The sequence below is a fragment of the Caulobacter segnis genome, assembly GCF_003243465.1.
Classification (GTDB): domain Bacteria; phylum Pseudomonadota; class Alphaproteobacteria; order Caulobacterales; family Caulobacteraceae; genus Caulobacter; species Caulobacter segnis_A.
Map to the genome: position 1 here is coordinate 26,006 of NZ_QFQZ01000012.1, position 23,439 is coordinate 49,444.

Annotated in this window: 24 protein-coding genes, 1 tRNA gene and 2 pseudogenes; 15 read left to right on the forward strand and 12 right to left on the reverse strand. The window is 68.5% G+C overall.

The window, feature by feature from the left end; genetic code table 11:
• Nucleotide 1: 1 nt before the first annotated feature.
• The gene (locus DI526_RS05860; RefSeq protein ID WP_304275278.1) at nucleotides 2-1,078 is read left to right on the forward strand and encodes a tyrosine-type recombinase/integrase; all 1,077 of its coding nucleotides are present in this window, start codon (nucleotides 2-4) and stop codon (nucleotides 1,076-1,078) included.
• Nucleotides 1,079-1,180: 102 nt separating this feature from the next.
• Here the strand turns inward: DI526_RS05860 and DI526_RS05865 are convergent.
• Nucleotides 1,181-1,271: transfer RNA gene (locus tag DI526_RS05865), tRNA-Ser, on the reverse strand.
• Between the two features lie 294 nt (nucleotides 1,272-1,565).
• Here DI526_RS05865 and DI526_RS05870 point away from each other — a divergent pair.
• Nucleotides 1,566-2,921: an exopolysaccharide biosynthesis polyprenyl glycosylphosphotransferase gene (locus DI526_RS05870; protein WP_369691895.1), complete on the forward strand. Its 1,356-nt coding sequence runs from the start codon at nucleotides 1,566-1,568 to the stop codon at nucleotides 2,919-2,921.
• Nucleotides 2,922-3,177: 256 nt separating this feature from the next.
• Here the strand turns inward: DI526_RS05870 and DI526_RS05875 are convergent, their stop codons facing one another.
• A complete protein-coding gene (locus tag DI526_RS05875) occupies nucleotides 3,178-3,456 on the reverse strand; it encodes a sel1 repeat family protein (protein ID WP_304275284.1) in 279 nt (92 codons plus the stop codon).
• Between the two features lie 536 nt (nucleotides 3,457-3,992).
• Between DI526_RS05875 and DI526_RS05880 the strand changes: the two genes are divergently transcribed.
• Both DI526_RS05880 and DI526_RS05885 read left to right on the forward strand, forming a co-directional pair.
• Nucleotides 3,993-4,478, forward strand: coding sequence for an RcnB family protein (locus DI526_RS05880; protein WP_304275287.1), 486 nt, complete (start codon nucleotides 3,993-3,995; stop codon nucleotides 4,476-4,478).
• Between the two features lie 190 nt (nucleotides 4,479-4,668).
• Nucleotides 4,669-5,040, forward strand: coding sequence for a proteophosphoglycan 5 (locus DI526_RS05885; RefSeq protein ID WP_304275290.1), 372 nt, complete (start codon nucleotides 4,669-4,671; stop codon nucleotides 5,038-5,040).
• 77 nt (nucleotides 5,041-5,117) lie between these two features.
• Here DI526_RS05885 and gatB read toward each other — a convergent pair whose 3' ends face one another.
• Nucleotides 5,118-6,614, reverse strand: a complete 1,497-nt coding sequence (gene gatB / locus DI526_RS05890) for an Asp-tRNA(Asn)/Glu-tRNA(Gln) amidotransferase subunit GatB (RefSeq protein ID WP_304275293.1) — start codon at nucleotides 6,612-6,614, stop codon at nucleotides 5,118-5,120.
• Between the two features lie 240 nt (nucleotides 6,615-6,854).
• Here gatB and DI526_RS05895 point away from each other — a divergent pair, with 240 nt between their 5' ends.
• The gene (locus DI526_RS05895) at nucleotides 6,855-7,460 is read left to right on the forward strand and encodes a hypothetical protein (RefSeq protein ID WP_304275296.1); all 606 of its coding nucleotides are present in this window, start codon (nucleotides 6,855-6,857) and stop codon (nucleotides 7,458-7,460) included.
• A 62-nt stretch (nucleotides 7,461-7,522) separates the two neighbouring features.
• Here DI526_RS05895 and gatA read toward each other — a convergent pair whose 3' ends face one another.
• Both gatA and gatC read right to left on the reverse strand, forming a co-directional pair.
• Nucleotides 7,523-8,995 (reverse strand): Asp-tRNA(Asn)/Glu-tRNA(Gln) amidotransferase subunit GatA, encoded by a 1,473-nt coding sequence (gene gatA, locus DI526_RS05900; protein ID WP_304275298.1) that lies wholly within the window; start codon nucleotides 8,993-8,995, stop codon nucleotides 7,523-7,525.
• Entirely contained in the window at nucleotides 8,995-9,282 is a 288-nt protein-coding gene (gene gatC / locus DI526_RS05905) for an Asp-tRNA(Asn)/Glu-tRNA(Gln) amidotransferase subunit GatC (RefSeq protein ID WP_304275301.1), read from the reverse strand. The genes gatA and gatC overlap by 1 nt, the downstream gene beginning before the upstream one ends.
• 82 nt (nucleotides 9,283-9,364) lie before the next feature.
• Between gatC and ruvX the strand changes: the two genes are divergently transcribed.
• A complete protein-coding gene (ruvX, locus tag DI526_RS05910; protein WP_304275304.1) occupies nucleotides 9,365-9,835 on the forward strand; it encodes a Holliday junction resolvase RuvX in 471 nt (156 codons plus the stop codon).
• Here ruvX and DI526_RS05915 read toward each other — a convergent pair.
• A complete protein-coding gene (locus DI526_RS05915; RefSeq protein WP_304275412.1) occupies nucleotides 9,832-9,918 on the reverse strand; it encodes a hypothetical protein in 87 nt (28 codons plus the stop codon). The genes ruvX and DI526_RS05915 overlap by 4 nt on opposite strands.
• A gap of 111 nt (nucleotides 9,919-10,029) precedes the next feature.
• On the opposite strand from DI526_RS05915, the pseudogene DI526_RS05920 reads away from it, so the two are divergent.
• Nucleotides 10,030-10,221, forward strand: a pseudogene (locus DI526_RS05920) (hypothetical protein); the annotation flags it as partial.
• Between the two features lie 57 nt (nucleotides 10,222-10,278).
• Here DI526_RS05920 and DI526_RS05925 read toward each other — a convergent pair.
• Nucleotides 10,279-10,426 (reverse strand): annotated as a pseudogene (locus DI526_RS05925) (hypothetical protein); the annotation flags it as partial.
• Between the two features lie 319 nt (nucleotides 10,427-10,745).
• Between DI526_RS05925 and DI526_RS05930 the strand changes: the two are divergent.
• Complete coding sequence (locus DI526_RS05930) at nucleotides 10,746-11,744, forward strand: aspartate carbamoyltransferase catalytic subunit (RefSeq protein ID WP_304275305.1); 999 nt, start codon at nucleotides 10,746-10,748, stop codon at nucleotides 11,742-11,744.
• Nucleotides 11,745-11,925: 181 nt separating this feature from the next.
• The gene (pyrC, locus tag DI526_RS05935) at nucleotides 11,926-13,227 is read left to right on the forward strand and encodes a dihydroorotase (protein ID WP_304275308.1); all 1,302 of its coding nucleotides are present in this window, start codon (nucleotides 11,926-11,928) and stop codon (nucleotides 13,225-13,227) included.
• Nucleotides 13,228-13,326: 99 nt separating this feature from the next.
• Here the strand turns inward: pyrC and DI526_RS05940 are convergent, their stop codons facing one another.
• Nucleotides 13,327-13,989 (reverse strand): hypothetical protein, encoded by a 663-nt coding sequence (locus tag DI526_RS05940; RefSeq protein WP_304275310.1) that lies wholly within the window; start codon nucleotides 13,987-13,989, stop codon nucleotides 13,327-13,329.
• Between the two features lie 113 nt (nucleotides 13,990-14,102).
• Between DI526_RS05940 and plsY the strand changes: the two genes are divergently transcribed.
• From plsY to DI526_RS05960, 4 genes are read left to right on the forward strand one after another with little or no spacing between them, the layout of a single operon-like run.
• Nucleotides 14,103-14,753 carry a glycerol-3-phosphate 1-O-acyltransferase PlsY gene (gene plsY, locus DI526_RS05945; RefSeq protein ID WP_304275312.1) on the forward strand — a complete coding sequence of 217 codons (651 nt, stop codon included), beginning with the start codon at nucleotides 14,103-14,105 and terminating at the stop codon, nucleotides 14,751-14,753.
• A complete protein-coding gene (gene dprA / locus DI526_RS05950; RefSeq protein ID WP_304275315.1) occupies nucleotides 14,750-15,847 on the forward strand; it encodes a DNA-processing protein DprA in 1,098 nt (365 codons plus the stop codon). The genes plsY and dprA overlap by 4 nt, the downstream gene beginning before the upstream one ends.
• A gap of 26 nt (nucleotides 15,848-15,873) precedes the next feature.
• Complete coding sequence (locus DI526_RS23380; RefSeq protein WP_369691897.1) at nucleotides 15,874-16,113, forward strand: DUF4160 domain-containing protein; 240 nt, start codon at nucleotides 15,874-15,876, stop codon at nucleotides 16,111-16,113.
• Entirely contained in the window at nucleotides 16,106-16,507 is a 402-nt protein-coding gene (locus DI526_RS05960) for a DUF2442 domain-containing protein (protein ID WP_304275320.1), read from the forward strand. The genes DI526_RS23380 and DI526_RS05960 overlap by 8 nt, the downstream gene beginning before the upstream one ends.
• On the opposite strand, the gene DI526_RS05965 is transcribed toward DI526_RS05960, so the two are convergent.
• From DI526_RS05965 to DI526_RS05980, 4 genes are all read right to left on the reverse strand, one after another.
• Nucleotides 16,504-17,292 carry a hypothetical protein gene (locus tag DI526_RS05965; protein ID WP_304275415.1) on the reverse strand — a complete coding sequence of 263 codons (789 nt, stop codon included), beginning with the start codon at nucleotides 17,290-17,292 and terminating at the stop codon, nucleotides 16,504-16,506. The genes DI526_RS05960 and DI526_RS05965 overlap by 4 nt on opposite strands.
• 108 nt (nucleotides 17,293-17,400) lie before the next feature.
• On the reverse strand, nucleotides 17,401-18,933 hold the full coding sequence (locus DI526_RS05970) for an ATP-binding protein (protein WP_304275324.1): 1,533 nt from the start codon (nucleotides 18,931-18,933) through the stop codon (nucleotides 17,401-17,403).
• Nucleotides 18,934-18,950: 17 nt separating this feature from the next.
• Entirely contained in the window at nucleotides 18,951-19,754 is an 804-nt protein-coding gene (locus tag DI526_RS05975; protein WP_304275326.1) for an alpha/beta fold hydrolase, read from the reverse strand.
• 89 nt (nucleotides 19,755-19,843) lie between these two features.
• Nucleotides 19,844-20,014: a hypothetical protein gene (locus tag DI526_RS05980; protein ID WP_304275327.1), complete on the reverse strand. Its 171-nt coding sequence runs from the start codon at nucleotides 20,012-20,014 to the stop codon at nucleotides 19,844-19,846.
• A gap of 174 nt (nucleotides 20,015-20,188) precedes the next feature.
• Between DI526_RS05980 and topA the strand changes: the two genes are divergently transcribed.
• Together topA and DI526_RS05990 are read left to right on the forward strand one after the other, a co-directional pair.
• Entirely contained in the window at nucleotides 20,189-22,864 is a 2,676-nt protein-coding gene (gene topA, locus DI526_RS05985) for a type I DNA topoisomerase (RefSeq protein ID WP_304275329.1), read from the forward strand.
• 38 nt (nucleotides 22,865-22,902) lie between these two features.
• Nucleotides 22,903-23,265, forward strand: coding sequence for a hypothetical protein (locus DI526_RS05990; RefSeq protein ID WP_304275330.1), 363 nt, complete (start codon nucleotides 22,903-22,905; stop codon nucleotides 23,263-23,265).
• Nucleotides 23,266-23,439: the final 174 nt, after the last annotated feature.

Here is a 23,439-nt window from a genome sequence, read left to right on the forward strand (position 1 = left end):
CATGAACATTTCCATGCGCCAGAAGCCCAGCGGCATCTGGATCGTCGACTACGACGGTGAGGACGGGAAGCGTAAGCGCATCTCGACCGGCACCAGAGACAAGGCCCAGGCCTCCAAGCTGGCCCGCGAGATCGTCCTCGGGAAGATCGCACCGCCGGCCGCGCACCCCTCCCAAACGCAGACCCGCGCCAAGGAAGGCGGTCCCACGCTGACCGACCTCTGGGACACGATGCTCAAGGACGAGTGGTCGCCCAGCCGGACGAAGTCTCAGCGCACCCTGATGTCCAACATCAAGATCCTGACCCCGCTTATCGGGGGCAAGCTGGTGAAGGACGTCGGCGACCAAGACCTCGTTGACCTGAAGGCCGCTCTGGAGGCCAAGGGGTACGCCCCAGCCACCGTGAAGCGGAAGCTGGACATGGTCGGTAGGTCTCTGACAGCCGCCGTCCGCCGTAGGATCATCGACGAACGCCCGCACATGCCGGTGGTCGTCGTGAAGAACGAGAAGGACCGCATCGTGTCTCCCGAGGAGGAGGCTCTGATCTTCGACGCCATCGACGCCCGCGCCCAGCGTGAGCCGATGCGCCAGTGGAAGCGGTTCCGCGCCCTGGTCCGCTGGCTCATCGACGGCGGCTTCCGTCTGTCCGAGCCGCTCCAGGCGAAGCCGGACTGGATCGTCGAGGTGAAGGGTAAGCCGGTCCTGGCTCTCCCGCCGGAGGCCTGTAAGTCCGGCAAGGCTCGCCCGGTGCCGCTCACGAAGGCCATCATGGACACCGTCCCCTACCTGAAGGCGACCATGACGGACGACCGGCTGTTCCCCATGACCCCCGCCACGGCGTGGTATATGTGGGACACCATCCGCGAGGACATCCGCCTCAGCGGTAAGGGCAACATCGACGACGTGAACCTGCACACCTTCCGGCACACCTGCCTGACCCGCCTCATTCAGGGCGGCATGGCGATCCACTGGGTGAGCAAGTGGGCAGGCCACGCGAACACGATCATCACCGAGCAGCGCTACCTGCGGACCAACGCAGGCGATCTCTTGGACGCCTTCGAGACTCAATTATCCGACTGATGACGGATACTGTGTTATCAGGGTGTCCAACTGAGTGCGTGTTATCTGCGCCAAACGAGCGCACCCCGGCGCAGCTAACTCGTTGATTTTACTAGGGGGAAATGGCGGAGACGGAGGGATTCGAACCCTCGATACCCTTTTGAGGTATGCCGCTTTAGCAAAGCGGTGCCTTCAGCCTCTCGGCCACGTCTCCTCCTGAGAGGGAGCGGTTCGATAGCCTGTTCGGTGCGACATGACAACGGCGTCGATGGCAAAAATATACGCGTTAACGTGACGCTTAGGAGGCCACGCTAGGTTGAACGTCGTTTTACCAGCCCCAAGCCGCGTGCAGCCCTTGTCAGAGCCCAGTTCATCGCCGCCGCCCGGCTTGACGTTCACCGCCGAGGGCGCTGGATCCTCGTACGGCCGCAAGGGTCCCGAGAACATTACTGGGCTGAAGCGACGAGGACCGCTGCGGCCGGGTCGCCTTGTGCCCTCCCGCGCCCGAATGAGCGCCAGCGTCCTGGCCCAAGCCTCCAGGCTCCTTGACCTGATCTGCGCGGCCGCTGTCGCCGCGGGCCTGGCCTTGCTCGGCCACCCGCTGGTCGGGGTGCTGTGGGCTTGCTCGCTGCTGATCGCCATTCGCATCCTGGGCGGCTATGCGTTTCCCCGTCAGGAAAGCCTAAAACGCCATCTGACGGTGGTGGGGCGCGCGCTGGCCCTCGCGCTGGCGGCCGCCCTGATCGCAGCGCTGCCTTGGCGACAGACCGATGGGCGGAGCCTGTTCATTCTGCTGGGCGCGGGCGCCGTGATCGCCTTGCTTCACGCGGCGTGGTGGACAGCCATCGCCCGAGGCCGCCGGCTGGGCCGTCTGACGCCGAACATCGTTCTGATCGGCGCGACGCCGAACGCCGAACGCCTGATCCAGGCCGCGCTCAGAACAGGACAAGTCAACATTCTCGGACTGTTCGACGACCGCCTCGAACGTGCGCCGGAAAACATTCTGGGCGTACCGCTTCTCGGTGACACGGGCGCGCTGCTGGCGCACCGGATCGCCCCCTATGTCGACCGCGTGGTGATCGCCATCGATCCCAAGGCCGATACGCGCGTGGCCCAGTTGACCGACCGCCTGGGCGTGCTGCCGAACCCTCTGAGCCTGTTCATCGACGACGATGATCCGGCGGCCATCGACGCCGCGCTCGCACGGATCGCCGCCGACGCGGAGCACCCGCCATCGGGATCGAGCAAGGCGTCCAGGCGCCGGGCCCTGGCGAAGCGCCTTCAGGATCTGACCTTCGCGAGCCTGGGCCTCGTCCTGACGGCCCCGACCATGCTGGCCATCGCCTTGGCGGTTAAGCTCGACAGCCCTGGTCCGATCTTCTTCCGCCAGCGCCGTCACGGCTTCAACAACGAGGAAATTTTGGTCTGGAAGTTCCGCTCGATGCGCCACGAACTGGCTGACGCCAACGCGGCGCGCCAGATCCGCGCGAACGACGATCGGGTCACCCGGGTCGGAAGGTTCATCCGCAAGACCAGTCTCGACGAACTGCCCCAACTCTTCAACGTCTTGCGCGGCGAGATGTCCATGGTCGGGCCCCGCCCCCACGCCATCGGCATGAAGACCGCCGGCGTCGAGTCGGCGCAGTTGGTGGCGCAGTACGCTCACCGACACCGCATGAAACCCGGCATGACCGGCTGGGCGGCCATCAACGGCTCGCGCGGTCCGGTCGACACGGTCGAATGCGTCCGGCGGCGCGTCGCCCTGGACGTCGAATACATCGAGCGTCAGTCGTTCTGGCTGGACCTGTATATCATCCTGATGACCGTGCCGTGCCTGATCGGAGACCGGTCAGCGGTCCGATAGACGCGCGCCGCATCGTCGCGCCTGGCTTCGACGGCGCCCGCGCCATCCAGGTTTGTGGGGCTTGTGAGAGTTGTGGGCGGCTTGGCCGCCGGCGCATGCGTCTCGCCGCACGACGGCGAACACAGAGGGGCGCGGCCGTGTCGTCGTACGCCGCGTCAGTCATGTAGCAGCAGCCGCCTCGCGTAGCACATCGCGCGAGGCGCGCGGGCGGTCCGGACAGCCCTCTGTCCGGACAAGCTCCGGAATCAGGACGGTGTCAGCCGTGGGCCAGCCATTCGCGCGCCTGGCGCTGAGCCTCGGCGACTTCGTCGCTGGCCATCTCCTGGGCCAGCTCCTTGCGATAGAGCTTGGCCTCGACCGAGCCTCGCATGGCCGCCAGATTGAACAGCATGTGCGCGGACACATAGTCCAGCGGCGCGCCGCCCTGGCCGGTGGAGTACAGCAGGCCCATGCGGAAAAGTTCGTCGCCGGTGGACTCGGCGTTGGGCAGCGGCAGCGTAGCGACGACGGCCGGTGGTTCGTTCATCAACATCATGGCTCATCTCCTTTCTTAGGCTCACCACGGCGTTCTGCCGGATCAGAGCACGTTCGAAGGAAAGTCCCGTGCGACTGAACATAGGGTTAATCAGACGGACATCATGAATGCGGCGAAATGTATCCTCGACTCTTCGCGCGATTACTGGATGTAAAGCTGTGTCTATAGAGCCTTAACAGGCGTTCGCCGGCGTGAGGGCCTATTGCCCCTCTTCATCCGCCTGTGCTTAGGGTTGAAGGGTTTTCAGCCGCAGCTCAGCGTCAGGCCTTAAGCATTTCTGCACATCCTCACGCGCGCCGGGCCTTGGCGGACGGTCCCCAGTTTGGGGAGTTCATCCGGTATTAGCCCTCTCCGCCCCCGAAAGCCGGCCCAGGCCCGGCGATGACGGATCGCCTCCGAGGACCTCAACGGGCTGGAAGCCCGCCCCTGCCTGTCACCGCCATTCAGGCGCGGTTCAGTCGCGAGCACAGATCATGCGTTCAAAGGTCGAGGGAATCTCTCGGCGGCTTAGGCCGCCGTCCTTAGGAGAAGACGACATGAAACGTCTGCTGCTCACCATCGCCGCCGTCGCCTCGGTGGCCGGCCCGATGAGCCTGTCGGCGACGGAGGCCAGCGCACAGGATCGCGGCCGCTGGGATCATCGGGACCGCGACTGGGATCGTGATCGCGGCCACCACGACAATGGCCGCCACAACGGCTGGGATCGCCGCGACCGCTGGGACCGGGGCGACCGCTGGGATCACGGCCGCCACAATGGCTACTACTACAACAGCCGCTGGCACTACGGCCCGCCACCCGCCGCCTACTACGGTCGTCCCGGGTATCGTCCGGGCTATGAGGCCTGGCGACGGGGCGCCTACCTGCCGTCCTACTATCGCGGCGGAGGTTATGTCGTGAACGACTACTATCGCTACCACCTGCGGCCGCCGCCCCGCGGCTATTATTGGTACCGCACCGGCAATGACTACGTGCTCGCGGCCATCGCCACGGGCCTGATCTTCGAGGTCATCGCCAACCGCTAGACCTGCCGGGTCCTGCACGGCTCGGACGGCGTCCTGGGCTATGCCTGGGACGCCGCTTTGCCGCCATGCTCGCCGCAACCCTGTCGCGCATGCGGCGCAAAGGCCCGATTACGAAGTCATTTCGACCGCATTGGCGGCCCAGCGTGAACGGTGCGTCACAACCCGACGCCGCCGCAACAGGTCCGAGACCATGAAGACCCCGCGTATCACCACCGCCGCCGTCGCCCTGGCCGCCGTCGCCTTCGCCGGCTCGGCCATGGCCCAAACCACCCTGCCCCAAACTTCGCCGGCCAGCCCGCCGCCGACGACCAGCACCGCCCCGACCAGCGACTCGACGAGTTCCACGGGCGCGACGACCCAGACCTCGCCCGAGACCGCCGCTCCGGCCGACAGCGCCGGCACGCCGACCTCGGCGACCGCGCCGACGGCCGCCGACGGCTCGGCGATGACGGGCGAGAAGCCCGCCAAGAAGAGCAAGAAGCACAAGGACCACCGCGGCGATGCGGCGACGCCGTCCTCGACCGATCCGAGCGCGCCGGCCGGCCCGACCACGCCGCAATAAGAAAAGCATTCGCATCAACGAAGAAGGGCCCGCGGTTTCCACCGCGGGCCCTCGTCATGTTCGGCGATCCGTCGCGCCTATTCGACGCCGAGCTTCTTGCGCAGGAGCTCGTTGACGGTGGCCGGATTGGCCTTGCCGCCGGTGGCCTTCATGACCTGGCCGACGAACCAGCCAAGCGCCTGAGGCTTCTCCTTCACGGCCTCGGCCTTGTCCGGATTGCCGGCGATCAGGTCGTCGATGGCCTTCTCGATCGCGCCGGTGTCGTTGATCTGAACCAGGCCGCGCTTCTCGACGATCTCGGCGGGCCGCCCCTCGCCGGCCCACATGTGCTCGAAGACCTCCTTGGCGATCTTCGACGAGATCGTGCCGTTCTCGATCAGTTCGACCAGCTGGGCGATGTCCGACGACGGCAGCGGCGAGTTCGAAAACTCGGTCCCCGCGGCCGACAGCTTGGCCAGGAGCTCGTTCGTCACCCAGTTGGCCACCAGCTTGGCGTCGCGGCCTTTCGCGGCGGCCTCGAAGTAGTCGGCGCGGTCGGCGTCGATAATCAGCACGCCGGCGTCATAGGCCGAGAGGCCATACTGGCTCTGCAGGCGCGCCTTCTTGGCGTCCGGCAGTTCCGGCAAAGTCTCCTCGATCGACTTCACCCAGGCCGAGTCCAGCACCAGCGGCAGCAGGTCCGGATCCGGGAAGTAGCGATAGTCGTGCGCCTCTTCCTTGCTGCGCATCGAGCGGGTCTCGCCCTTGTTCGGGTCGAACAGGCGGGTCTCCTGGTCGATCTTGCCGCCATCCTCCAGGATCTCGATCTGACGACGCGCCTCGTACTCGATGGCCTGCTGGATGTAGCGATACGAGTTGACGTTCTTGATCTCGCAACGCGTGCCCAGGTGCTTGAAGTCGCCCGTGGCGCGGAACTTCTCGTAGTCGCCGGGGCGGCAGACCGAGACGTTCACGTCGGCGCGCAGGTTGCCCTTCTCCATGTCGCCGTCGCAGGTGCCCAGATAGACGAGGATCGTCCGCAGCTTCTTGACGTAGGCGGCCGCCTCTTCCGAGGTGCGCATGTCGGGCTTGGAGACGATCTCCATCAGCGCCGTGCCCGCGCGGTTCAGGTCGACATAGGTCGCGTTCGGGTCCTGGTCGTGCAGCGACTTGCCGGCGTCCTGTTCCAGGTGCAGCCGCTCGATGCGCACGTCGAAGGTCGTGCCGTCGTCGCGCTCGACGCTCACCACGCCCTCGCCGACGATCGGCTGGTCGAACTGGCTGATCTGATAGCCCTGCGGCAGGTCCGGATAGAAGTAGTTCTTCCGGTCGAAGCGGCTCTTCAGGTTGATCTGGGCCTTCAGGCCCAGGCCGGTCTTCACCGCTTGCTCGACGCAGAACCTGTTCAGCACCGGCAACATGCCCGGCATGGCGGCGTCCACGAGGCTGACCTGCTCGTTCGGGCCCGCGCCGAAGCCGACGGCGGCGCCGGAGAAGAGCTTGGACTTGCTGGCGACCTGGGCGTGCACCTCGAGACCGAGGACCATTTCCCAGGGGCCGGTGCGGCCTTGGATCTGTTTGGATTCTTGCGTCATGGCCGTCTCTCTACATCAAGCGCCCTAGGCCGGAAAAGCTCTGGGACGTCGCTCCACGCATGTTCTCCAACCTAAAGGCCGGCAAGGCTTTCAAGGCTTTGGCGGCGAGTGGAAGCGTTCGTTCTTCGGGATCTCAGAATAAGGCGAGAATCCGTCAAATCCGGCGCCATTGCAGGGCAAGGGAACCGCTGAGTTATCGCATCGTTCATTTTCTCGAACAGCTCACTTACGGAGGTAGAAATGCCCACCGCTTACACTACCCGCCCCACCCTGAACTTCGATGCGCCCGAACCCGCCGTCACGACGGACGCGAATGCTTCGGCCCTCTTTCCCTCGCAGCCGGTCTATGCTCGCACGCCGAAGAAAAAGGCGTCGAACAACTTGCTGCTGATCGGCGCTCCCGTGGTCGTCGTCGCCGCCGGCGCGCTGATCTGGGGCATGAGCGCAAATCGAGCCGAGGCGCCGACCGATCCTCAGTCGCTCCAGACCGCCGCCGCCCAGAGCCCCGCGCCGCTGAAGGCGCCGCTGGCTCCGGAGACCACGCCGTCGCCCATCCCGCAGCCGACCGAGCTGGCCGCCAACGAGATGCCCGCCCCGGCGCCGGTCGCCCGCTCCACGACGCCGCGCGCCGCAGCTCCGGTCCGTCCGGCCCCCCGCCGCGCCGCCCCGGTCGAGACCAGCGCGCCTGACGCGTCGAGCGCCGCGACCAATGTCAGCGCCACCGTCCCGGCCGCGCCGCCGACCGTGAGCGCCGCCCCGGCCCCGGCGATCGCTGACCCGGCTCCGCTGGTGGTTCCCGCCCCGTCGGCGCCGGTTCCGGCGAGCGATCCCAGCGCGCCGATGTAATCCCCAGGGTCCCACACCCCTGAACGAAGAAGGGCGGCTCCACCGGAGCCGCCCTTTTTACGTCACCACCACTTCTCGGCCTTGGCCTTGAAGCCCGCGGCCTTCTCGACCGCCCCGGCCACCGAGAACACCGTCGCCTCGTCCAGAGGCTTGCCGATGATCTGCAGACCCAGCGGCAGGCCGTTGGCATCGAGGCCGGCCGGCAGGCTGAGGCCCGGCAGGCCCGCCAGGTTCGTCGTCACCGTGAAGACGTCGTTCAGGTACATGGCGATCGGGTCGTTCGAATTCTCGCCCAGGCCGAACGCCGCCGAGGGCGCGGTCGGGGTGAGGATGGCGTCGCACTGGGCCCAGGCGTTGTCGAAGTCCTCGGCGATGCGGCGGCGCACCTTCAGGGCCTTCAGGTAGTAGGCGTCATAATAGCCGGCCGACAGCACGTAGGTGCCGATCAGGATGCGGCGCTTGACCTCGTCGCCGAAGCCGGCGGCGCGGGTGTTCTCGTAGATCTCGGTGAGGTTGGCGCCCTCTTCGCGCAGGCCGTAGCGCATGCCGTCATAGCGGGCCAGGTTGGACGAGGCCTCGGCAGGAGCCACGATGTAGTAGGCCGGCAGGGCGTACTTGGTGTGCGGCAGGCTGATGTCGACGATCTCGCAGCCGGCTTCCTTCAGCCAGGCGATGCCGTCCTGCCACAGCTTCTCGATCTCGGCGGGCATGTTGTCGACGCGGTATTCCTTCGGAATGCCGATCTTCAGGCCCTTCACCGACTTGCCGACGAACTGGGTGAAGTCCGGAACCGGGATGTCGAGGCTGGTCGAGTCCTTGGGGTCATGGCCCGACATCGAGGTCAGCAGCAGGGCCGCGTCCTCGACGGTCTTGGCGATCGGGCCAGCCTGGTCCAGCGAGCTGGCGAAGGCCACGACGCCCCAGCGCGAGCAGCGGCCGTAGGTCGGCTTGATGCCGACGGTCCCGGTGAAGGCGGCCGGCTGACGGATCGAGCCGCCGGTGTCGGTGGCCGTGGCGCCCAGGCACAGGTCCGCCGCGACGGCCGCGGCCGAACCGCCGGACGAGCCGCCCGGCGTCAGGGCCTTGTTCGAGCCCTTCGCGCGCCAGGGGTTGGTGACCGGCCCGAAATAGGAGGTCTCGTTCGACGAGCCCATGGCGAACTGGTCGAGGTTCAGCTTGCCCAGCATGACCGCGCCGTCGCGCCACAGTTGGCTGGTGACGGTCGACTCGTAGGTCGGGACGAAGTTTTCCAGGATCTTCGAGCAGGCCGTGGTGCGCACGCCCTCGGTGCAGAAGAGGTCCTTCACGCCCAGCGGCGCGCCTTCCAGCGGACCGGCTTGGCCCGCCGCGCGACGGGCGTCGGACTGGGCGGCCATGTCCAGCGCCTTTTCCGGCGTCTCCAGGATGTAGGCGTTCAGGCCGCGCGCGGCCTCGATCGCTTCGATGTGCGCCTTGGTCAGCTCGACCGAGGTGAAGTCGCCCTTGGCCAGGCCATCGACGGCGGCCTTCAGGGTCAGGTTCGTGAGGGCGCTCATTATTCGACCACCTTCGGCACGACGAAGAAGTTGCCCACCGACTTCGGCGCGTTGGCGGTCACCCGGGCCGGATCGCCGCCCATGGTCACCACGTCGTCGCGCAGCGGCAGGCCGGCGGCCACGACGCTGGTCAGCGGCTCACAGCCGTCGGTGTCGACCTCGGCCAGCTGCTCGATCCAGGTCATGATGCCGTTGAGCTCGTTGGCCAGGGCTTCGATGCGCTCTTCGGGTTCGGCGATGCGGGCGAGCCGGGCGACCTTCCGCACCGTGGCGGCGTCAATGGCCATGGGGATCTCCTGAAATTCGAACGCGTCGGTTACTAGGCCGGAGACAAGGTTTCAAGCGGCGCGGCTCCTGATAAAGAGGGCCATGCCCGTTCTCGACATCGAAGACTTCGCCGCCGCCCTCCCACAGTACGCCCCCGTCGTGGGCCTGGACCCCGGCGAGAAGACCATCGGCGTGGCCGTCTCCGACATCACCCGCACCGTCGCCAGCCCGCTCGCCCTGATCGAAAAGACCAAGTTCAGCAAGGACGCCGAGGCGCTGTTCAAGCTGATGGACAGCCGCGGCGCGGTGGGCATCGTCATCGGCCTGCCGATGAACATGGACGGCACGGAAGGCGTTCGCTGCCAGTCCAATCGCGCCCTGGGCCGCAACCTGCTGCGCCTCAAGCCCGACCTGCCCATCACCTTCTGGGACGAGCGCCTGTCGACGGCGGCGGTGACGCGGGTGCTGATCGATGAGCATGACGTGTCTCGCAAGCGTCGGGACGAGGTCGTCGACAAGATGGCCGCCGGCTGGATCCTGCAGGGCGCGCTGGAGCGGCTGCGGGCTTTCTAATTATCTCTCCTCCCCCATCGGGGGAAGGGGACCGCCGAACGGCGGTGGAGGGGCCAGCCGAGCCGGCCACGATCACCGTGAATCAACCGGTCGACCACAGGATCTAACCCCGCCGCACAGCCCCCCCTCCACCAGCTTCGCTGGTCCCCCTCCCCCGGAGGGGGAGGAGAGAAAGCGCTCCCCACAAGCACGCCTCCGCCGCTTCACGCGATCGCTCGCTGAAGGTGTGGAAAGGGACGCGGAGCGCCGGACGACGTCCGGAGTGTGAGTAGTGGTTACCGTTTCGACGAAGCCCGAACGCTCCGCGCGACCGTTATCCGCCAGCGTCCCCGTCGGGTGGCCCTGTTCAGGCCTTACCGGGACCTGGGTTCCCGGTTTCCCGGTGACCCAGCGGTCGGAAAGGACGAGCCACTACAGGCTAAGACACATCCCTTTGCCTCCAACCACGCCAGCGGCGGGCGGGCCTGACCAGCGTCAGGTCCCCGGACCGTCCGAGTATCCCCCTCGGACCTGTCCCCGCTCGATCGCCCCCCGCCGCCACGATGGTCGCTGGCCATGCGCCCTTTCCTCGCGACGAGGTGGGTAAAGCATACGGGCGGTTTCAACGCGGATGATGCAGCGGCGTGCAAAAGTGAGAAGTGGTTGAAATCGCTCACTTCGATTCCGGATACGCGGATGATAGAGCGCCACGAACGCTCGTACTCGCCCCCTCCGCGCCTGCGGCGCTCCTCCCCCGGAGGGGGAAGAAAGAGCGCGTTTCCTTCTGCCCCCTTCGGGGGCGGACGACCTGCGAAGCAGGTCAGGTGGGCGCCTGCGGCGGTGGACGATTGTCATCGGCATGACATCCTCCACAGAGCGTTTCCCCTCCTTCGCTTCCCTTCCCGCCCAAAGCCGCCTATGACGCGGGCTCATGACGGCTTCAGCCCATGACCCCGCCCACGCGGCGATCGAGACGATCCGCGCTCGCGTCTTCGCCTTTCCCAAGCGCCACTTTCTTTCGGCCGGCGACCTGAACGCGCTTCAGGCCGTCGAGCTGCTGGACCTGGCCGAGGCCTTCGTGGCCCTGAACCGGCAGACGTCCAAGACCCTGGACATCCTGAAGGGCCGGACGCTGATGAACCTGTTCTTCGAGAACAGCACCCGGACCCAGAGCTCGTTCGAGCTGGCCGGCAAGCGGCTGGGCGCCGACGTCGTCAACATGAACCCCAAGACCTCGTCGGTGGCCAAGGGCGAGACCCTGATCGACACGGCGGTCACCCTGAACGCCATGCGGCCCGACCTTCTGGTCGTGCGTCACGCCTCGTCGGGCGCGGCCAGCCTGCTCTCGCAGAAGGTCAGCGGCCACGTGATCAACGCGGGCGACGGCCAGCACGAGCATCCCACCCAGGCCCTGCTGGACGCCCTGTCGATCCGCCGCGCCTTCGGCCGCGTCTCGGGCCTGACCGTGGCGATCTGCGGCGACGTGCTGCACAGCCGCGTCGCCCGCTCGAACGTCGCCCTGCTGCACACCCTGGGCGCCAGCGTGCGGCTGGTGGGTCCGCCGACCCTGATGCCGGCCCAGGCCGAGCGCTGGGGCGTGACCGTCCACCACGACATGAAGTCGGGCCTGGCCGGCGCCGACGTCGTCATGATGCTGCGCCTGCAGTTGGAGCGGATGCAGGGCGCGTTCGTGCCCTCGACCCGCGAGTACTTCCGCTTCTACGGCCTGGATCGCGAGAAGCTTTCGCGCGCCGCGCCCGGCGCCAAGGTCATGCACCCTGGGCCCATGAACCGGGGCGTGGAGATCGACAGCGACGTCGCCGACGATCCGGCCATCAGCCTGATCCAGGACCAGGTCGAGATGGGCGTCGCCGCCCGGATGGCGGTGCTGACCAGCTTGGCCGCGCGTTTGGACGAGGCTGGCCGATGATCACCGCTCCGAACATTCACGACCTCCCCGGCGAATGCCGGGGCCCAGATCGAACCCTCGAACAGCGCCGCTTGAAGCCGAGCCGGATGGCGCGATCACCCCAACTTCACTGGATGAATCTGGGTCCCGGCATTCGCCGGGAAGGTCGGATGTTTGTGTTCGGTTCGCGAGGTCCGCAAGCATGAACGCCCCCCAGCCTCTCGCCTTCGTCAACTCCCGCCTGGTCGATCCCGAAAGCGGCTATGACGGCCCCGGCGGCGTCATCGTCTCGGAAGGCGTCATCACCGACGTCGCCAAGGGCCGCGAGTTCGGCAAGCTCAGCAAGGCCGTCCGCGTCATCGACTGCAGCGGCGCCCTGCTGGCCCCCGGCCTGATCGACCTGCGCGTCCGCACCGGCGAGCCCGGCGCGGAGACCAAGGAGACCCTCGCCTCGGCGGCCAAGGCCGCGGCGGCGGGCGGCGTCACCTCGTTCGTGGTCCAGCCCGACACCGCGCCGGCGATCGACGATCCCAGCGTCGTCGACTTCATCCTGCGCCGGGCGCGCGACATCGACAGCGCCCGCATCCTGGTGGCCGGCGCGGCGACGCGCGGCCTGAAGGGCGAGCAGATGGCCGAGATCGGCCTGATGCGCGAGGCTGGCTGCGTCTATGTCACCGACGCGGGCAAGCCAATCGTCGACAGCAAGGTCATGCAGCGCGTCCTGACCTATGCGAAGGGCTTCGACGCCCTGTTGGCCCACCGGCCGATGGACCCATGGCTTGGCAAGGGCGGCGCGGCGATCGGCGGCGAGTTCGCCGGCCGCATGGGCCTGCCCTCGATCTCGCCGATGGCCGAGCGGATCATGCTGGAGCGCGACGTCGCCCTGCTGGAAGCTACCGGCGGCAAGCTGCTGGTCGACCAGATCACCTCGGCCCAGGCTCTGGAGACCCTGGCGCGCGCCAAGGGCAAAGGTCTGCGGATCCACGCCTCGGTGTCGATCAACCACCTGTCCTTCAACGAGCTGGATATCGGCGACTACCGCACCTTCGCCAAGCTCAATCCCCCCCTGCGCGGCGAGGACGACCGCCAGGCGCTGATCGAGGCGCTCGCGTCAGGCCTGATCGACGTCGTCGTCTCCTCGCACAGCCCGGCCCCGGCCGAGGACAAGCGCCTGCCGTTTGACGAGGCCGCGCCGGGCGCGGTGGGCCTGGAGACCCTGCTGCCGGCCCTGCTGTCGCTGTATCACGAGGAGCGCATCGCGCTCGTGGACCTGATCCGCGCCGTCACCCTCGCCCCGGCCGGGCTGCTGGGCCTGCGGGGCGGGCGGATCGCGCCGGGCGCGCCGGCGGACCTGGTGCTGTGCGACATCGACGCGCCGATCATCGTCGACGCCGCCCGCCTGCTGTCGAAGTCGAAGAACTCGCCGTTCGACGGTCGTCGCCTGCAGGGCCAGGTGCTGATGACGGTCGTGGACGGCCGGGTGGTCCACCGGGCGGAGGGCTAGAGCATTTCACGACCTGACGGAGTCAGGTCGTGAGCTCTAGTCGCTTGTTTTAGCGCATTTTTCTTCACGCGAACCGGGACCACTTCGCTCGAAAGTGCTCTAAACCCTCCGCGTCATGAAGGCGGCGGCCACGGCGGTCGCAAGGCCGACGAAGGCGCCGGCGACGAGGCCGCCGACCGCGCCCAGGATCCAGAGCGGGGCGACCGCCGCGCCCGAAGCCGCGACATAGATCGCCGGCAGGCCCATGGCCCAGCCCGTCGCGTTGCCCAGGATCCACGGCCAGCGGCTGACGCCCAGGCCGCCCAGCGCCAGGGATTGCGCCCCGCCAAACAGCGCGCCGACCACGAGACCAAAGCCCGCCGCCATCAGGATCGTCTCGCCGACGCCGGGATCGAAAGTCGCGCCGCCGTCGCCGGTTGCGAAGATCGCGAACGACGATCCGACGGCCCAGCCGACCACCGCCACGGCGCAGGTCGCCGCCGTCCAGCGCACGACGGAGAGCTGCGGCAGGCGCCGGCTGAGCAGGCTCGCCTGCGTCAAGCCCAGCACCAGCCCTTCCGGCGCGCCCGACAGCGCCTTCAGCAACAGCATGGCCAGCTGCTGGGCGAGGCCGTCAGGCTCGGGATTGAGGCCGTCGGCCCACACCCACCAACAGGCGCCGAGAACCACCCCGAACAGCTCGGCCAGCGCCGTGGCCAGAACCCAGACGCCCCAGCCGCCGCGAGCCCCCTCGCCACGCCCCAGCTCGACCTTCGCCGTCATGCCTCCTCCCTCCAGAGACTCCGCACGGCTTTGCCCGCGGATCGAACCGATTTACACCCTGCCCTGACACGGCGCGCTTGAGCTCGCGCAAAACTCTCTTTAAGGTAGCAAACGTGGAAAGTCTCGCCCCTGCCGTTTATCTGACGCTCGCGATCACCGTGGTCGGCGGCTACCTGCTGGGATCGATCCCGTTCGGCCTGATCGCCACCCGCCTGGGCGGCGCCGGCGACATCCGGCAGATCGGTTCGGGCAACATCGGCGCGACCAATGTGCTGCGCTCCGGCCGCAAGGATCTGGCTCTGATCACCCTGCTGGGCGACGGCGGCAAGGGCGTGGCCGCGGTGCTTCTGGCCCGCTACCTCACCCACGGCAACCCCGCCGTGATCGCCCTGGCCAGCGGAGCGGCCTTCCTGGGCCACCTGTTCCCCGTGTGGCTGAAGTTCAAGGGCGGCAAAGGCGTCGCCACCTTCTACGGGGTGCTGCTCAGCGCCTGCTGGCCGGTGGGCGTGCTGGCGGCGATCACCTGGCTGGCCATGGCCGCGCTGTTCCGCATCAGCTCCCTGGCCGCCCTGACCGCCGCCGTCCTGGCCGCCCCCTTCGCCATCGCCACCGACCAGCCCCGCCCGTTCCTGGGCCTGGCCATCTTCATGGCGATCCTGATCCTGATCCGCCACCGCGAGAACATCGCGCGCTTGCTGGAAGGCGAGGAGCCGAAGATCGGCAAGAAGAAGACGGCCCCGCCGGCCGCCCCCGAGACGCCGTGACCCCAAGCCGACTGTCGGACATCCAGCGCCTGGCCTGGCTTCGCCTGGCGCGCACCGAGACGGTCGGCCCCGTCGCCTTCGACCACCTGCTGGCCCGCTACGGCACGCCCGAGCGGGCCCTGTCGGCCCTGCCCGACCTCTCCCGCAAGGGCGGCCGCGCCGTCCCGCTTTCCTTGCCGCCGCGCGAGGCGATCGAGCGCGAGCTGGAGGCCGGCGAAGCGCTGGGCGCGCGGCTGCTGTGCGGCTGCGAGCCGGACTTCCCCTCGCGCCTGGCCGCCCTCGATCCGCCGCCGCCGGTGCTGTGGGCCCTGGGCCGCGCCGAGCTGCTGTCAGAGCCGTCCATCGCCATCGTCGGCGCCCGCATCGCTTCGGCCGCCGGCCAACGCTTCGCGCGGCAATTGGCCGGCGAGCTTGGAACCGCAGGCTATGTCGTGGTCTCGGGCATGGCGCGCGGCATCGACGGCGCGGCGCACGAAGGCTCGCTCGCCACCGGGGCCGTCGCCGTGCTGGGCGGCGGGGTGGCCGACATCTATCCGCCGGAACACGACAAGCTGCACGCCCGTCTCGCCGCCGAGGGCTGCATCGTCTCCGAAAGCGCCCCGGACCGCCGCGCCCAGGCCAAGGACTTCCCCCGCCGCAACCGCATCATCTCGGGCCTGTCGCTGGGCGTCGTCGTGGTCGAGGCCGAGCTCAAGTCCGGCTCGCTGATCACCGCGCGCCTGGCGGCCGAGCAGGGCCGCGATGTCTTCGCCGTGCCCGGCTCGCCCCTGGATCCGCGCTCGAAGGGGACCAACGACCTCATCAGGCAGGGCGCGATCCTGTGCGAGGGCGCCGAGGACGTCCTGCGGTCGCTGGCGGGCGGGTCACGGGTGCGCGAGCGGGACCGCGCCTACGATCCGGAGCCGCCCGCCGACGTCGATCCGGATGGGCTGCGCGAACGCGTGGCCGCCCTGCTCTCGCCGACGCCGGTCTCTCGCAACGACCTGATCCGCGCGGTCGCCGCCCCGACCTCGGCGGTGATGGCCGCGCTGGTCGAGCTGAGCCTGGCCGGCCGGGCTGAGTTCCTGGACGGTGGCCTGGTGGCGGGGCTTTAGAAACCGATCCTGATGGGTTATGCTCGATGGTGACCGTTCTTCGCGTGGAAGGCCTGCGGATCGTGATCTTCTCCAACGACCATGAACCGGCCCACGTCCATGTCTTCGGGGACGGCGAAGCCAAGATCAATCTCCTCGGCGACGAGGGAAATGCGGAGCTTGTCTGGACCGTTGGTTTCAGCCGCGCCGACGTTCGGCGAGCGGTCGCTGTCGTCGACGATCATCGGGAGATGCTCCTGACGCGTTGGAGCGAAATGCATGGCTGAGCTGACCGACGCCCAGATCGACGCCGCCCTAGGGCGAGGCCGGCAAGCCCGGCTTGACGAACCCCGCGCCTGCGCCGCGCGCTATGATCCGAAGGCGCGGAAGATCACGGTCGACCTGACCAATGGCGCGTCCTTCGCCTTCCCCACGGCGCTGGTGACGGAGTTGGCGAACGCCGAACCGGCCTCGGTCGCCGCGGTGCAGGTGCTGGGAACGGGCTATGGCCTGCACTGGGAGACTCTGGATCTGGACCTGACCGTGCCAGGCCTGTTGGCTGACCTGTTCGGAACGCGCGCTCATCTGGCGCGCAGGGCGGGTCTGGCGACGTCGCCGGCCAAGGCGGCGGCCGCCCGGGCCAACGGCGCCAAGGGCGGCAGGCCGCGCAAAACGGCCTAACCCCCGCGCCGCGCGCCCTTGGCGAACAGCAGGTCGGACCACCGCCAGTGGCCGCCGCCCAGGGCGAAGCGCGCCGCGCCGGGACCGTCGTTCAGCGAGATCAAGACGAGCCCCCGCATCGGCTCGGCGCGGCAGGCGGCGGGGGCGAAGGCGACCTCCATCATGATCATCTCGCGTAGGCCCGAGAGACCGTCGCCCTCCTCGCCGTCGGTGCGCACCCAGTCGCCACTCCAGACCAGCGGCGCGCGACCGGCGCCGACGGTGGCGGCGTGGGCGCGCATCAGCGAGGCGCGAGCCCGGGGGTTCTTGCGCAGCCCCTCCTGCAGCAGCCGGACCATGTCGCAGCCCGCACCGCCGCCCCCGCCGCCGCTCCCAGAACCGGCGCTGGCCGCGCCCATCAACTCGGCCTCGCCCAGGCCCATCACCCGGGCCGGCGCGGGCTTGGGATTGGCCGGCAGCGGCGTCACGTCCTTGGGTATAGGGGCCTTGGTCACGCGCAGCGGCGAGCGCGGTGCGGCCCGCGCCTTGTCCTTGGGCTTCTCCGGCGAAGGCGGCTTCTTCGGCGCGTTCACCGGCGACTTGGGGGCGTCATGCGGCGCGGGCGGCGGTGGCGGTGGAGGCGGCGGAGGCTCTGGAGGATCCACCAGCGACACCATCACCGACGGGGGCTCCGGCGGCGCGGGGGTCACGTGGGCGCTCAGCAGCACCGCCACGGCCGCGGCGTGCGCCGCCAGGCTCACAACCAGGGCCGCGCCCTTGCCGCCACGTCGTCTCCACCGCGCCATCGACTCGCCGCGCCACGGACCGAAGCGCCGGTCCGAGGACCTGTGGAGCATGGCTCCACGTCAGGAAGTGGGCGAATGGCCACGCTTGGCGGCCTCCGTCGGGCCCGTTCAGCCCGCGGACAGGACGGTGTTGATGCCGATCAGCAGGCCGGCGGCGGTGATCGGCTTGGCGATATGGAGGTCCGCGCCCGCATCGAGCGCTTCGGCCCGATGGTGGTCCATGGCGTTGGCGCTGAGCACCGCGATCGGCGTGCGCGGCAGCCCCGCGCCGGCCTCCTCCCCGCGGATAGCGCGAATGGCGGTCAGGCCGTCCATGACCGGCATCTGCATGTCCATCAGGACCACGTCGAACGGATTTCCCCGCCAGGCCTCGAGGCCGATGGCGCCGTTGTCGGCCACGCGGAGCGCGACGTCGGCCTGCTCGAGGATCATGCGGACGACCTGCTGGTTGGTCGGATTGTCCTCGACCAGCAGCACCCGCAGCGGACGATCAAGATCGGCGGTCGCGGCCTGGCGTTCGTCGGCGCTGTCCTCGTCCGCCCACGCCAGGGGAAGGCTCACCGAGAAGACGCTGCCCTGCCCCGGCCGCGAGCTGGCGGTGATCGATCCGCCCATCAGATCGACCAGGGCCCTGGTGATCGAGAGCCCCAGGCCCACCCCGCCGAACCGGCGCGCCAGTCCCCCCTCGACCTGATGGAAGTGCTGGAACAGCGCCTCGGCCTCGGCCTCGTCGAAGCCCACGCCGCTGTCCTCCACGACCATCAGCAGGTTGGGAACGCCCTCGCGCTCCTCGACCGCCAGGTCGACCGCGACGCCGCCCGCCTGGGTGAACTTGACGGCGTTGGACGTCAGATTGTTGAGGATCTGCTTGAGGCGGACGCCATCGCCGACCAGGCGACGGTCAAGGCCAGCACCCAGGCGCTCGCTGAACGCCAGACCCTTGCCCTGCGCCGCCAGGGCGGTGAGATCCAGCACGCCCCGCAGGTCGTCCAGAGGCCTGAACGGCCGTGTCTCGAGCGACAGGGTCGCCGCCTCGACCTTGGAGATCTCCAGGATGTCGCCGACGAGGCGCTCCAGGGTCACGGCCGACGATTCGATCAGCGCCACCATATCCTGCTGGCGGGCGGTGAGCCCGGTCCCGCGCAGCGCGCCCAACACGCCGATCACGCCATTGAGCGGCGTGCGGATCTCGTGGCTGACATTGGCCAGGAAGTCGGCTTTCACCCGTTGCGCGGCCTGGGCTTCCTGGCGCGCCTTGGGCACCTCGGCCTCATAGGCGCGCTTGGCGACGGCGCGGATCAAGGCAACGTGGATGCGGCCGGGCAGGCCGTCGGCGTCCTTTTCCTGCATGGCGTTCAGCAGGATCGGCACGCGGACGCCGTCCGGCCGCCGAATGTCCAGGGCGATCTCCTCGACGCGCCCCTCGACCGCCAGCTGCGGCTGCAGCCGTCCCTCGACCAGGATCCGGCTGGCCACGGTCAGCAGCGTCGTGAACTTGGGCGACGCGCCCAGCGCCTCTGACGAGCGGCCCGAAACGTCCAGGACATAGCGGTTGGCGGACAGGATGCCCCATTCAGGATTCAGCACCAGCAGGCCGCACGGCGCGAGATCTTGCAGCCCAACCGCCGCGTCGTGGGACATCTGGACGCCAGGCTCCGTCAGTGTCGGCTGGCGCGCGCGTCGTCTAGGAAGGCGCGCATCGCCTCGACCACCGCCCCCGGCGCGGTCAGGTGCGGGCTGTGACCGGCGGCTTCCAGAACGACGCGTCGGCTGCCGGGGATGGCGGCGTGGACGAAGGCGCCGACCTGCGGCGGGGCCAGAGTGTCCTCGCTGCGCTCGATCAGCAGCGTCGGCGTGACGACCTTCCCGCAATCGGCGCGGTGGTCGGACAGGAAGGTCGCGCGGGCGAAGTCCTTGGCGACGTCTGGATCGATGCGGCAGACGCTCGCCCGCCATTCGTCCTGGAACGCGTCGTCGGCGACGACGGCGGGGGCGATCGCGCCAGACCAGTCCATCTGGTTCTTGGCCAGCAATTCGAGCAGGTCCTCCAGATCCGCCTCGTCGAACCCGCCGAAATAGTCTCCGTCGTTGGCGAACCGCGGCGAGGCCCCGATCAGCACAAGCCGCGAGAACAGGTCCGGCCGCCGGCCGGCCGCCAGCACGCCGATCATCGCGCTGACCGAATGGCCGACGAACACGACGTCGCGCAAGCCCTGCGTCTCGCAGATCTCGATGACGTCGGTAGCGTAGCCTTCCAGACCCGCATACTTGTCCTGGTCATAGGCGCCGACATCCGAGGCGCCCGCGCCGACGTGGTCAAAGAGCGCCACCTTGGCGTGGTCGACGAAGTGCGGGGCCACCAGCCGCCACATAGACTGGTCGCAGCCGAAACCGTGAGCGAACAGCACGGTTTGGCCGCCCTCGCCCAGGATGGTGACATTGTTGCGATGCTTGACGTTCATGGCCACGGCCTCCGGCGCAGATGACGCGCCGAGGCGCTAGGTTCGCCCCGCCCGCCATCGTTCGCCGGATCGGGAGCGCGCATAATTCGCTAGACGGTCATGTCCAGGACAAGCCCCGTCCCGGCGGCCGGCGCGGCGCGCACGGCCTCCTTCATCCGATTGGCGAGATCCGCGCGTTCGGCGTTGGAGGTTACGGGCTTGATCGGGCGGATCGGCGAGACATAGGCCTCGGTGGCGATCCTGTTGACGGTTAGGTCCATCGGCGAACAGTCACAAAACCAGGCAAGAAAACTCGCACAAGCGTCTTAACAAGCGGCTACCAGCGGCCCAAAGCGCGGCCGTTCGGCAGAGCCCGCGTTGACAGACCCCCAAGCGGGCCCCACTTTCCCCGGCGCTCGCCTCCCGGGCGATCCGCCTTCCAGCCCAGAGTCATAATGAACGTCGTCGTCGTCGAGAGCCCGGCCAAGGCCAAGACCATCAACAAGTACCTCGGGTCCGACTACACGGTTCTCGCTTCCTACGGCCATATCCGCGACCTGCCGTCCAAGGACGGCTCGGTGGAGCCCGACAACGACTTCGCCATGAGCTGGGAAGTCGACGCCAAGGCCTCCAAGCGCGTCAGCGACATCGTCGACGCCATGAAGAAGGCCGACCGCCTGATTCTGGCCACCGACCCGGATCGCGAAGGCGAGGCGATCAGCTGGCACGTGCTGGAAGTCCTGAACAAGAAGAAGGCGCTGAAGGACAAGTCGGTCCAGCGCGTCACCTTCAACGCCATCACCAAGGCCGCGGTGACCGAGGCCATGAAGGCCCCGCGCGACCTCGACATGGAGCTGGTCGAGGCCTACCTCGCCCGCCGCGCCCTCGACTATCTGGTCGGCTTCACCCTCTCGCCGGTGCTGTGGCGCAAGCTGCCCGGCTCGCGCTCGGCCGGCCGCGTGCAGTCGGTCGCCCTGCGCCTGGTCGTCGACCGCGAGCTGGAGATCGAGCGCTTCAAGACCCAGGAATACTGGACCGTCGAGGCCGACGTCTCGGCCGGCTCGGACCCGTTCCTGGCGCGTTTGGTCAAGCACGAGGGCAAGAAGCTCACCAAGTTCGACCTCGGCGACGAGACCTCGGCCCTGGCCGCCAAGGCCGCCGTACAGGCGGCCGTGTTCAAGGTCGAGGCCGTCGAGAAGAAGCCCGGCAAGCGCTCGCCCGCCCCGCCGTTCACCACCTCGACCCTGCAGCAGGAAGCCGCCCGCAAGCTGGGCTTCTCGGCCCAGCGCACCATGCAGGCGGCGCAGAAGCTGTACGAAGGCGTCGACATCGGCGGCGAGACCGTCGGCCTGATCACCTACATGCGGACCGACGGCGTCTCGATGGCGCCCGAGGCGATCACCGAAGCCCGCGACGTGATCGGCAAGGTCTATGGCAAGGAATACGTCCCCGACGCCCCGCGCCTCTACAAGTCCAAGGCCAAGAACGCCCAGGAGGCCCACGAGGCCATCCGCCCGACCAGCCTGAACCGCAACCCGGGCTCGCTGCGCCTGGAGCCGGAGCTGGGCCGCCTGTACGAGCTGATCTGGAAGCGCACCATCGCCTCGCAGATGGAAAGCGCCCGCATCGAGCGCACCACGGTCGACCTGGAGAGCGCCGACGGCAAGACCGGCCTGCGCGCCACTGGCCAGGTCGTGCAGTTTCCCGGCTACCTCGCGGTCTACGAGGAAGGCCGCGATGACGAGGGCGACGAGGACAGCGCCCGCCTGCCCGCCATCACCGAGGGCGCGGCCGCCCAGGTACGCGAGGCCCGCGCCGACCAGCACTTCACCGAACCGCCCCCGCGCTATTCGGAAGCAAGCCTCGTCAAGAAGATGGAAGAGCTGGGCATCGGCCGTCCCTCGACCTACGCCTCGGTGCTGGGCGTGCTGCGCGACCGCGAATATGTCCGCATGGAGAAGCAGCGCTTCATCCCCGAGGACAAAGGCCGCCTGGTCACCGCGTTCCTGGAGCAGTTCTTCAAGCGCTATGTCGAATACGACTTCACGGCCGCCCTTGAAGAGCAGCTGGACCTCGTCTCGGACGGCAAGCTGGACTGGAAGCAGTTCCTCCGCGACTTCTGGAAGGACTTCCACGCCGCCGTCGGCGAGATCGCCGAGCTGCGCACGACCAACGTCCTGGACGCCCTGAACGAAGCCCTGGGCCCGCACATCTTCCCCGACAAGGGCGATGGCTCCAACCCGCGCCTGTGCCCGACCTGCGGCACGGGACAGCTCTCCTTGAAGACCGGCAAGTTCGGCGCCTTCATCGGCTGCTCGAACTATCCGGAGTGCCGCTACACCCGCCAGCTGGGCGTGTCCGAAGGCGACGGCGAGGCCGAGAGCGCCGACAAGGAGCTGGGCGTCAATCCGGCGACCGGCCGCGCCGTGTGGCTGAAGAATGGCCGCTTTGGCCCCTATGTCGAGGAACTGGCGGCCGAGGGCGACAAGCCCAAGCGCTCGTCCCTGCCGAAGGGCTGGATCGCTTCGGCCATGGACCTGGAAAAGGCCCTGCGCCTGCTCTCCCTGCCGCGCGAGGTGGGCAAGCACCCGGACGACGGCAAGGTCATCACGGCGGGCCTGGGGCGCTTTGGGCCCTTCGTGCTGCACGACGGCACCTACGCCAATCTGGAGAACGCCGACGAGGTGTTCGACGTCGGCCTGAACCGCGCCGTCGCCATCCTGGCCGACAAGCGCGCCGGCGGCGGTCGTCCGCAGCGCGCGGCGGCGGCGGCCCTGGCCGAGCTCGGCAATCACCCCGAGGACGGCAAGCCGATCCGCGTGCTGTCGGGTCGCTTCGGCCCCTACATCAAGCACGGCGACACCAACGCCAATGTGCCCAAGGGCAAGGACCCGGCCGCCATCACCCTCGAGGAGGCGGTCGCGTTGATCGCCGAGCGCGCGGCAAAGGGCGGCGGCAAGAAGCCGGCCAAGAAGGCCGCTGCTCCGAAGAAAGCCGCGACGAAAGCCGAGGCGGACAAGCCCGCTAAGAAGACCGCCGCGAAAAAGCCGGCCGCCAAGAAAGCCGCGCCGAAGGCCAAGGCCGCCGCCGGCTCGGATGACGGCGCCGCGCCGTGGGACGACGAGGGCTGAGCCTGTTCAGGCCGATTGGACGGGAGTAGATTAGGCGCATGACGACGCTGGAACGTCCCCTGCCGCTGAACGTGGTGCTGACGGCGCTGGTCCTGTGCTGCGTCGCCGGCTTCGCCCTCGGCCTGACCAACGCGATGAAGATCGACCGCGGCGGCGCGGCGACCTCCACACAGCCCCTGGCCGAGGTCTCGGGCGTGCCGGTCAAGGACGCCGCGCCCGCCCTCGCCTACGAGCCGCCGCCGGTCGAGGCGCCAAAGCCCAAGGCCGTCGAGGTGGAAACGACCGAGCAGGATGCTCCCGCGCCGGTGATCGAGGCCCCGCCCGCGACGCCGCCGGCCGCCGAGGCCGCGCCCAAGCCGGCCGAACCACAGGTCCCGAAGTCGATCGAGGATCTGTACTAGAGTTCTCTTCTTCCGATCTCCCCGGCGAATGCCGGGGCCCAGATCGAACCCATAGACGCGTCCGCTTTGATGCAAGACCGACTGGCGCGAGCCCTCAAACCGCTCAGGCTGAATCTGGGCCCCGGCATTCGCCGGGGAGGTCGGCTATGGTCGACTTATCCCACCCCGCGTTTC

What these genes read in the sequence shown, in the direction of transcription:
- DI526_RS05975 (WP_304275326.1), bottom strand. Translation starts at nt 19,754, where the DNA reads ATGAACGTCAAGCATCGCAACAATGTCACCATCCTGGGCGAGGGCGGC.
- DI526_RS05980 (WP_304275327.1), bottom strand. Translation starts at nt 20,014, where the DNA reads ATGGACCTAACCGTCAACAGGATCGCCACCGAGGCCTATGTCTCGCCG.
- pyrC (WP_304275308.1), top strand. Translation starts at nt 11,926, where the DNA reads ATGAACGCCCCCCAGCCTCTCGCCTTCGTCAACTCCCGCCTGGTCGAT.
- ruvX (WP_304275304.1), top strand. Translation starts at nt 9,365, where the DNA reads ATGCCCGTTCTCGACATCGAAGACTTCGCCGCCGCCCTCCCACAGTAC.
- DI526_RS05990 (WP_304275330.1), top strand. Translation starts at nt 22,903, where the DNA reads ATGACGACGCTGGAACGTCCCCTGCCGCTGAACGTGGTGCTGACGGCG.
- DI526_RS05870 (WP_369691895.1), top strand. Translation starts at nt 1,566, where the DNA reads ATGAGCGCCAGCGTCCTGGCCCAAGCCTCCAGGCTCCTTGACCTGATC.
- topA (WP_304275329.1), top strand. Translation starts at nt 20,189, where the DNA reads ATGAACGTCGTCGTCGTCGAGAGCCCGGCCAAGGCCAAGACCATCAAC.
- DI526_RS05965 (WP_304275415.1), bottom strand. Translation starts at nt 17,292, where the DNA reads ATGGCGCGGTGGAGACGACGTGGCGGCAAGGGCGCGGCCCTGGTTGTG.
- DI526_RS05885 (WP_304275290.1), top strand. Translation starts at nt 4,669, where the DNA reads ATGAAGACCCCGCGTATCACCACCGCCGCCGTCGCCCTGGCCGCCGTC.
- DI526_RS05895 (WP_304275296.1), top strand. Translation starts at nt 6,855, where the DNA reads ATGCCCACCGCTTACACTACCCGCCCCACCCTGAACTTCGATGCGCCC.
- DI526_RS05860 (WP_304275278.1), top strand. Translation starts at nt 2, where the DNA reads ATGAACATTTCCATGCGCCAGAAGCCCAGCGGCATCTGGATCGTCGAC.
- DI526_RS05930 (WP_304275305.1), top strand. Translation starts at nt 10,746, where the DNA reads ATGACGGCTTCAGCCCATGACCCCGCCCACGCGGCGATCGAGACGATC.
- DI526_RS05880 (WP_304275287.1), top strand. Translation starts at nt 3,993, where the DNA reads ATGAAACGTCTGCTGCTCACCATCGCCGCCGTCGCCTCGGTGGCCGGC.
- DI526_RS05940 (WP_304275310.1), bottom strand. Translation starts at nt 13,989, where the DNA reads ATGACGGCGAAGGTCGAGCTGGGGCGTGGCGAGGGGGCTCGCGGCGGC.
- gatC (WP_304275301.1), bottom strand. Translation starts at nt 9,282, where the DNA reads ATGGCCATTGACGCCGCCACGGTGCGGAAGGTCGCCCGGCTCGCCCGC.
- DI526_RS05960 (WP_304275320.1), top strand. Translation starts at nt 16,106, where the DNA reads ATGGCTGAGCTGACCGACGCCCAGATCGACGCCGCCCTAGGGCGAGGC.
- DI526_RS05875 (WP_304275284.1), bottom strand. Translation starts at nt 3,456, where the DNA reads ATGATGTTGATGAACGAACCACCGGCCGTCGTCGCTACGCTGCCGCTG.
- gatA (WP_304275298.1), bottom strand. Translation starts at nt 8,995, where the DNA reads ATGAGCGCCCTCACGAACCTGACCCTGAAGGCCGCCGTCGATGGCCTG.
- DI526_RS23380 (WP_369691897.1), top strand. Translation starts at nt 15,874, where the DNA reads ATGGTGACCGTTCTTCGCGTGGAAGGCCTGCGGATCGTGATCTTCTCC.
- gatB (WP_304275293.1), bottom strand. Translation starts at nt 6,614, where the DNA reads ATGACGCAAGAATCCAAACAGATCCAAGGCCGCACCGGCCCCTGGGAA.
- DI526_RS05970 (WP_304275324.1), bottom strand. Translation starts at nt 18,933, where the DNA reads ATGTCCCACGACGCGGCGGTTGGGCTGCAAGATCTCGCGCCGTGCGGC.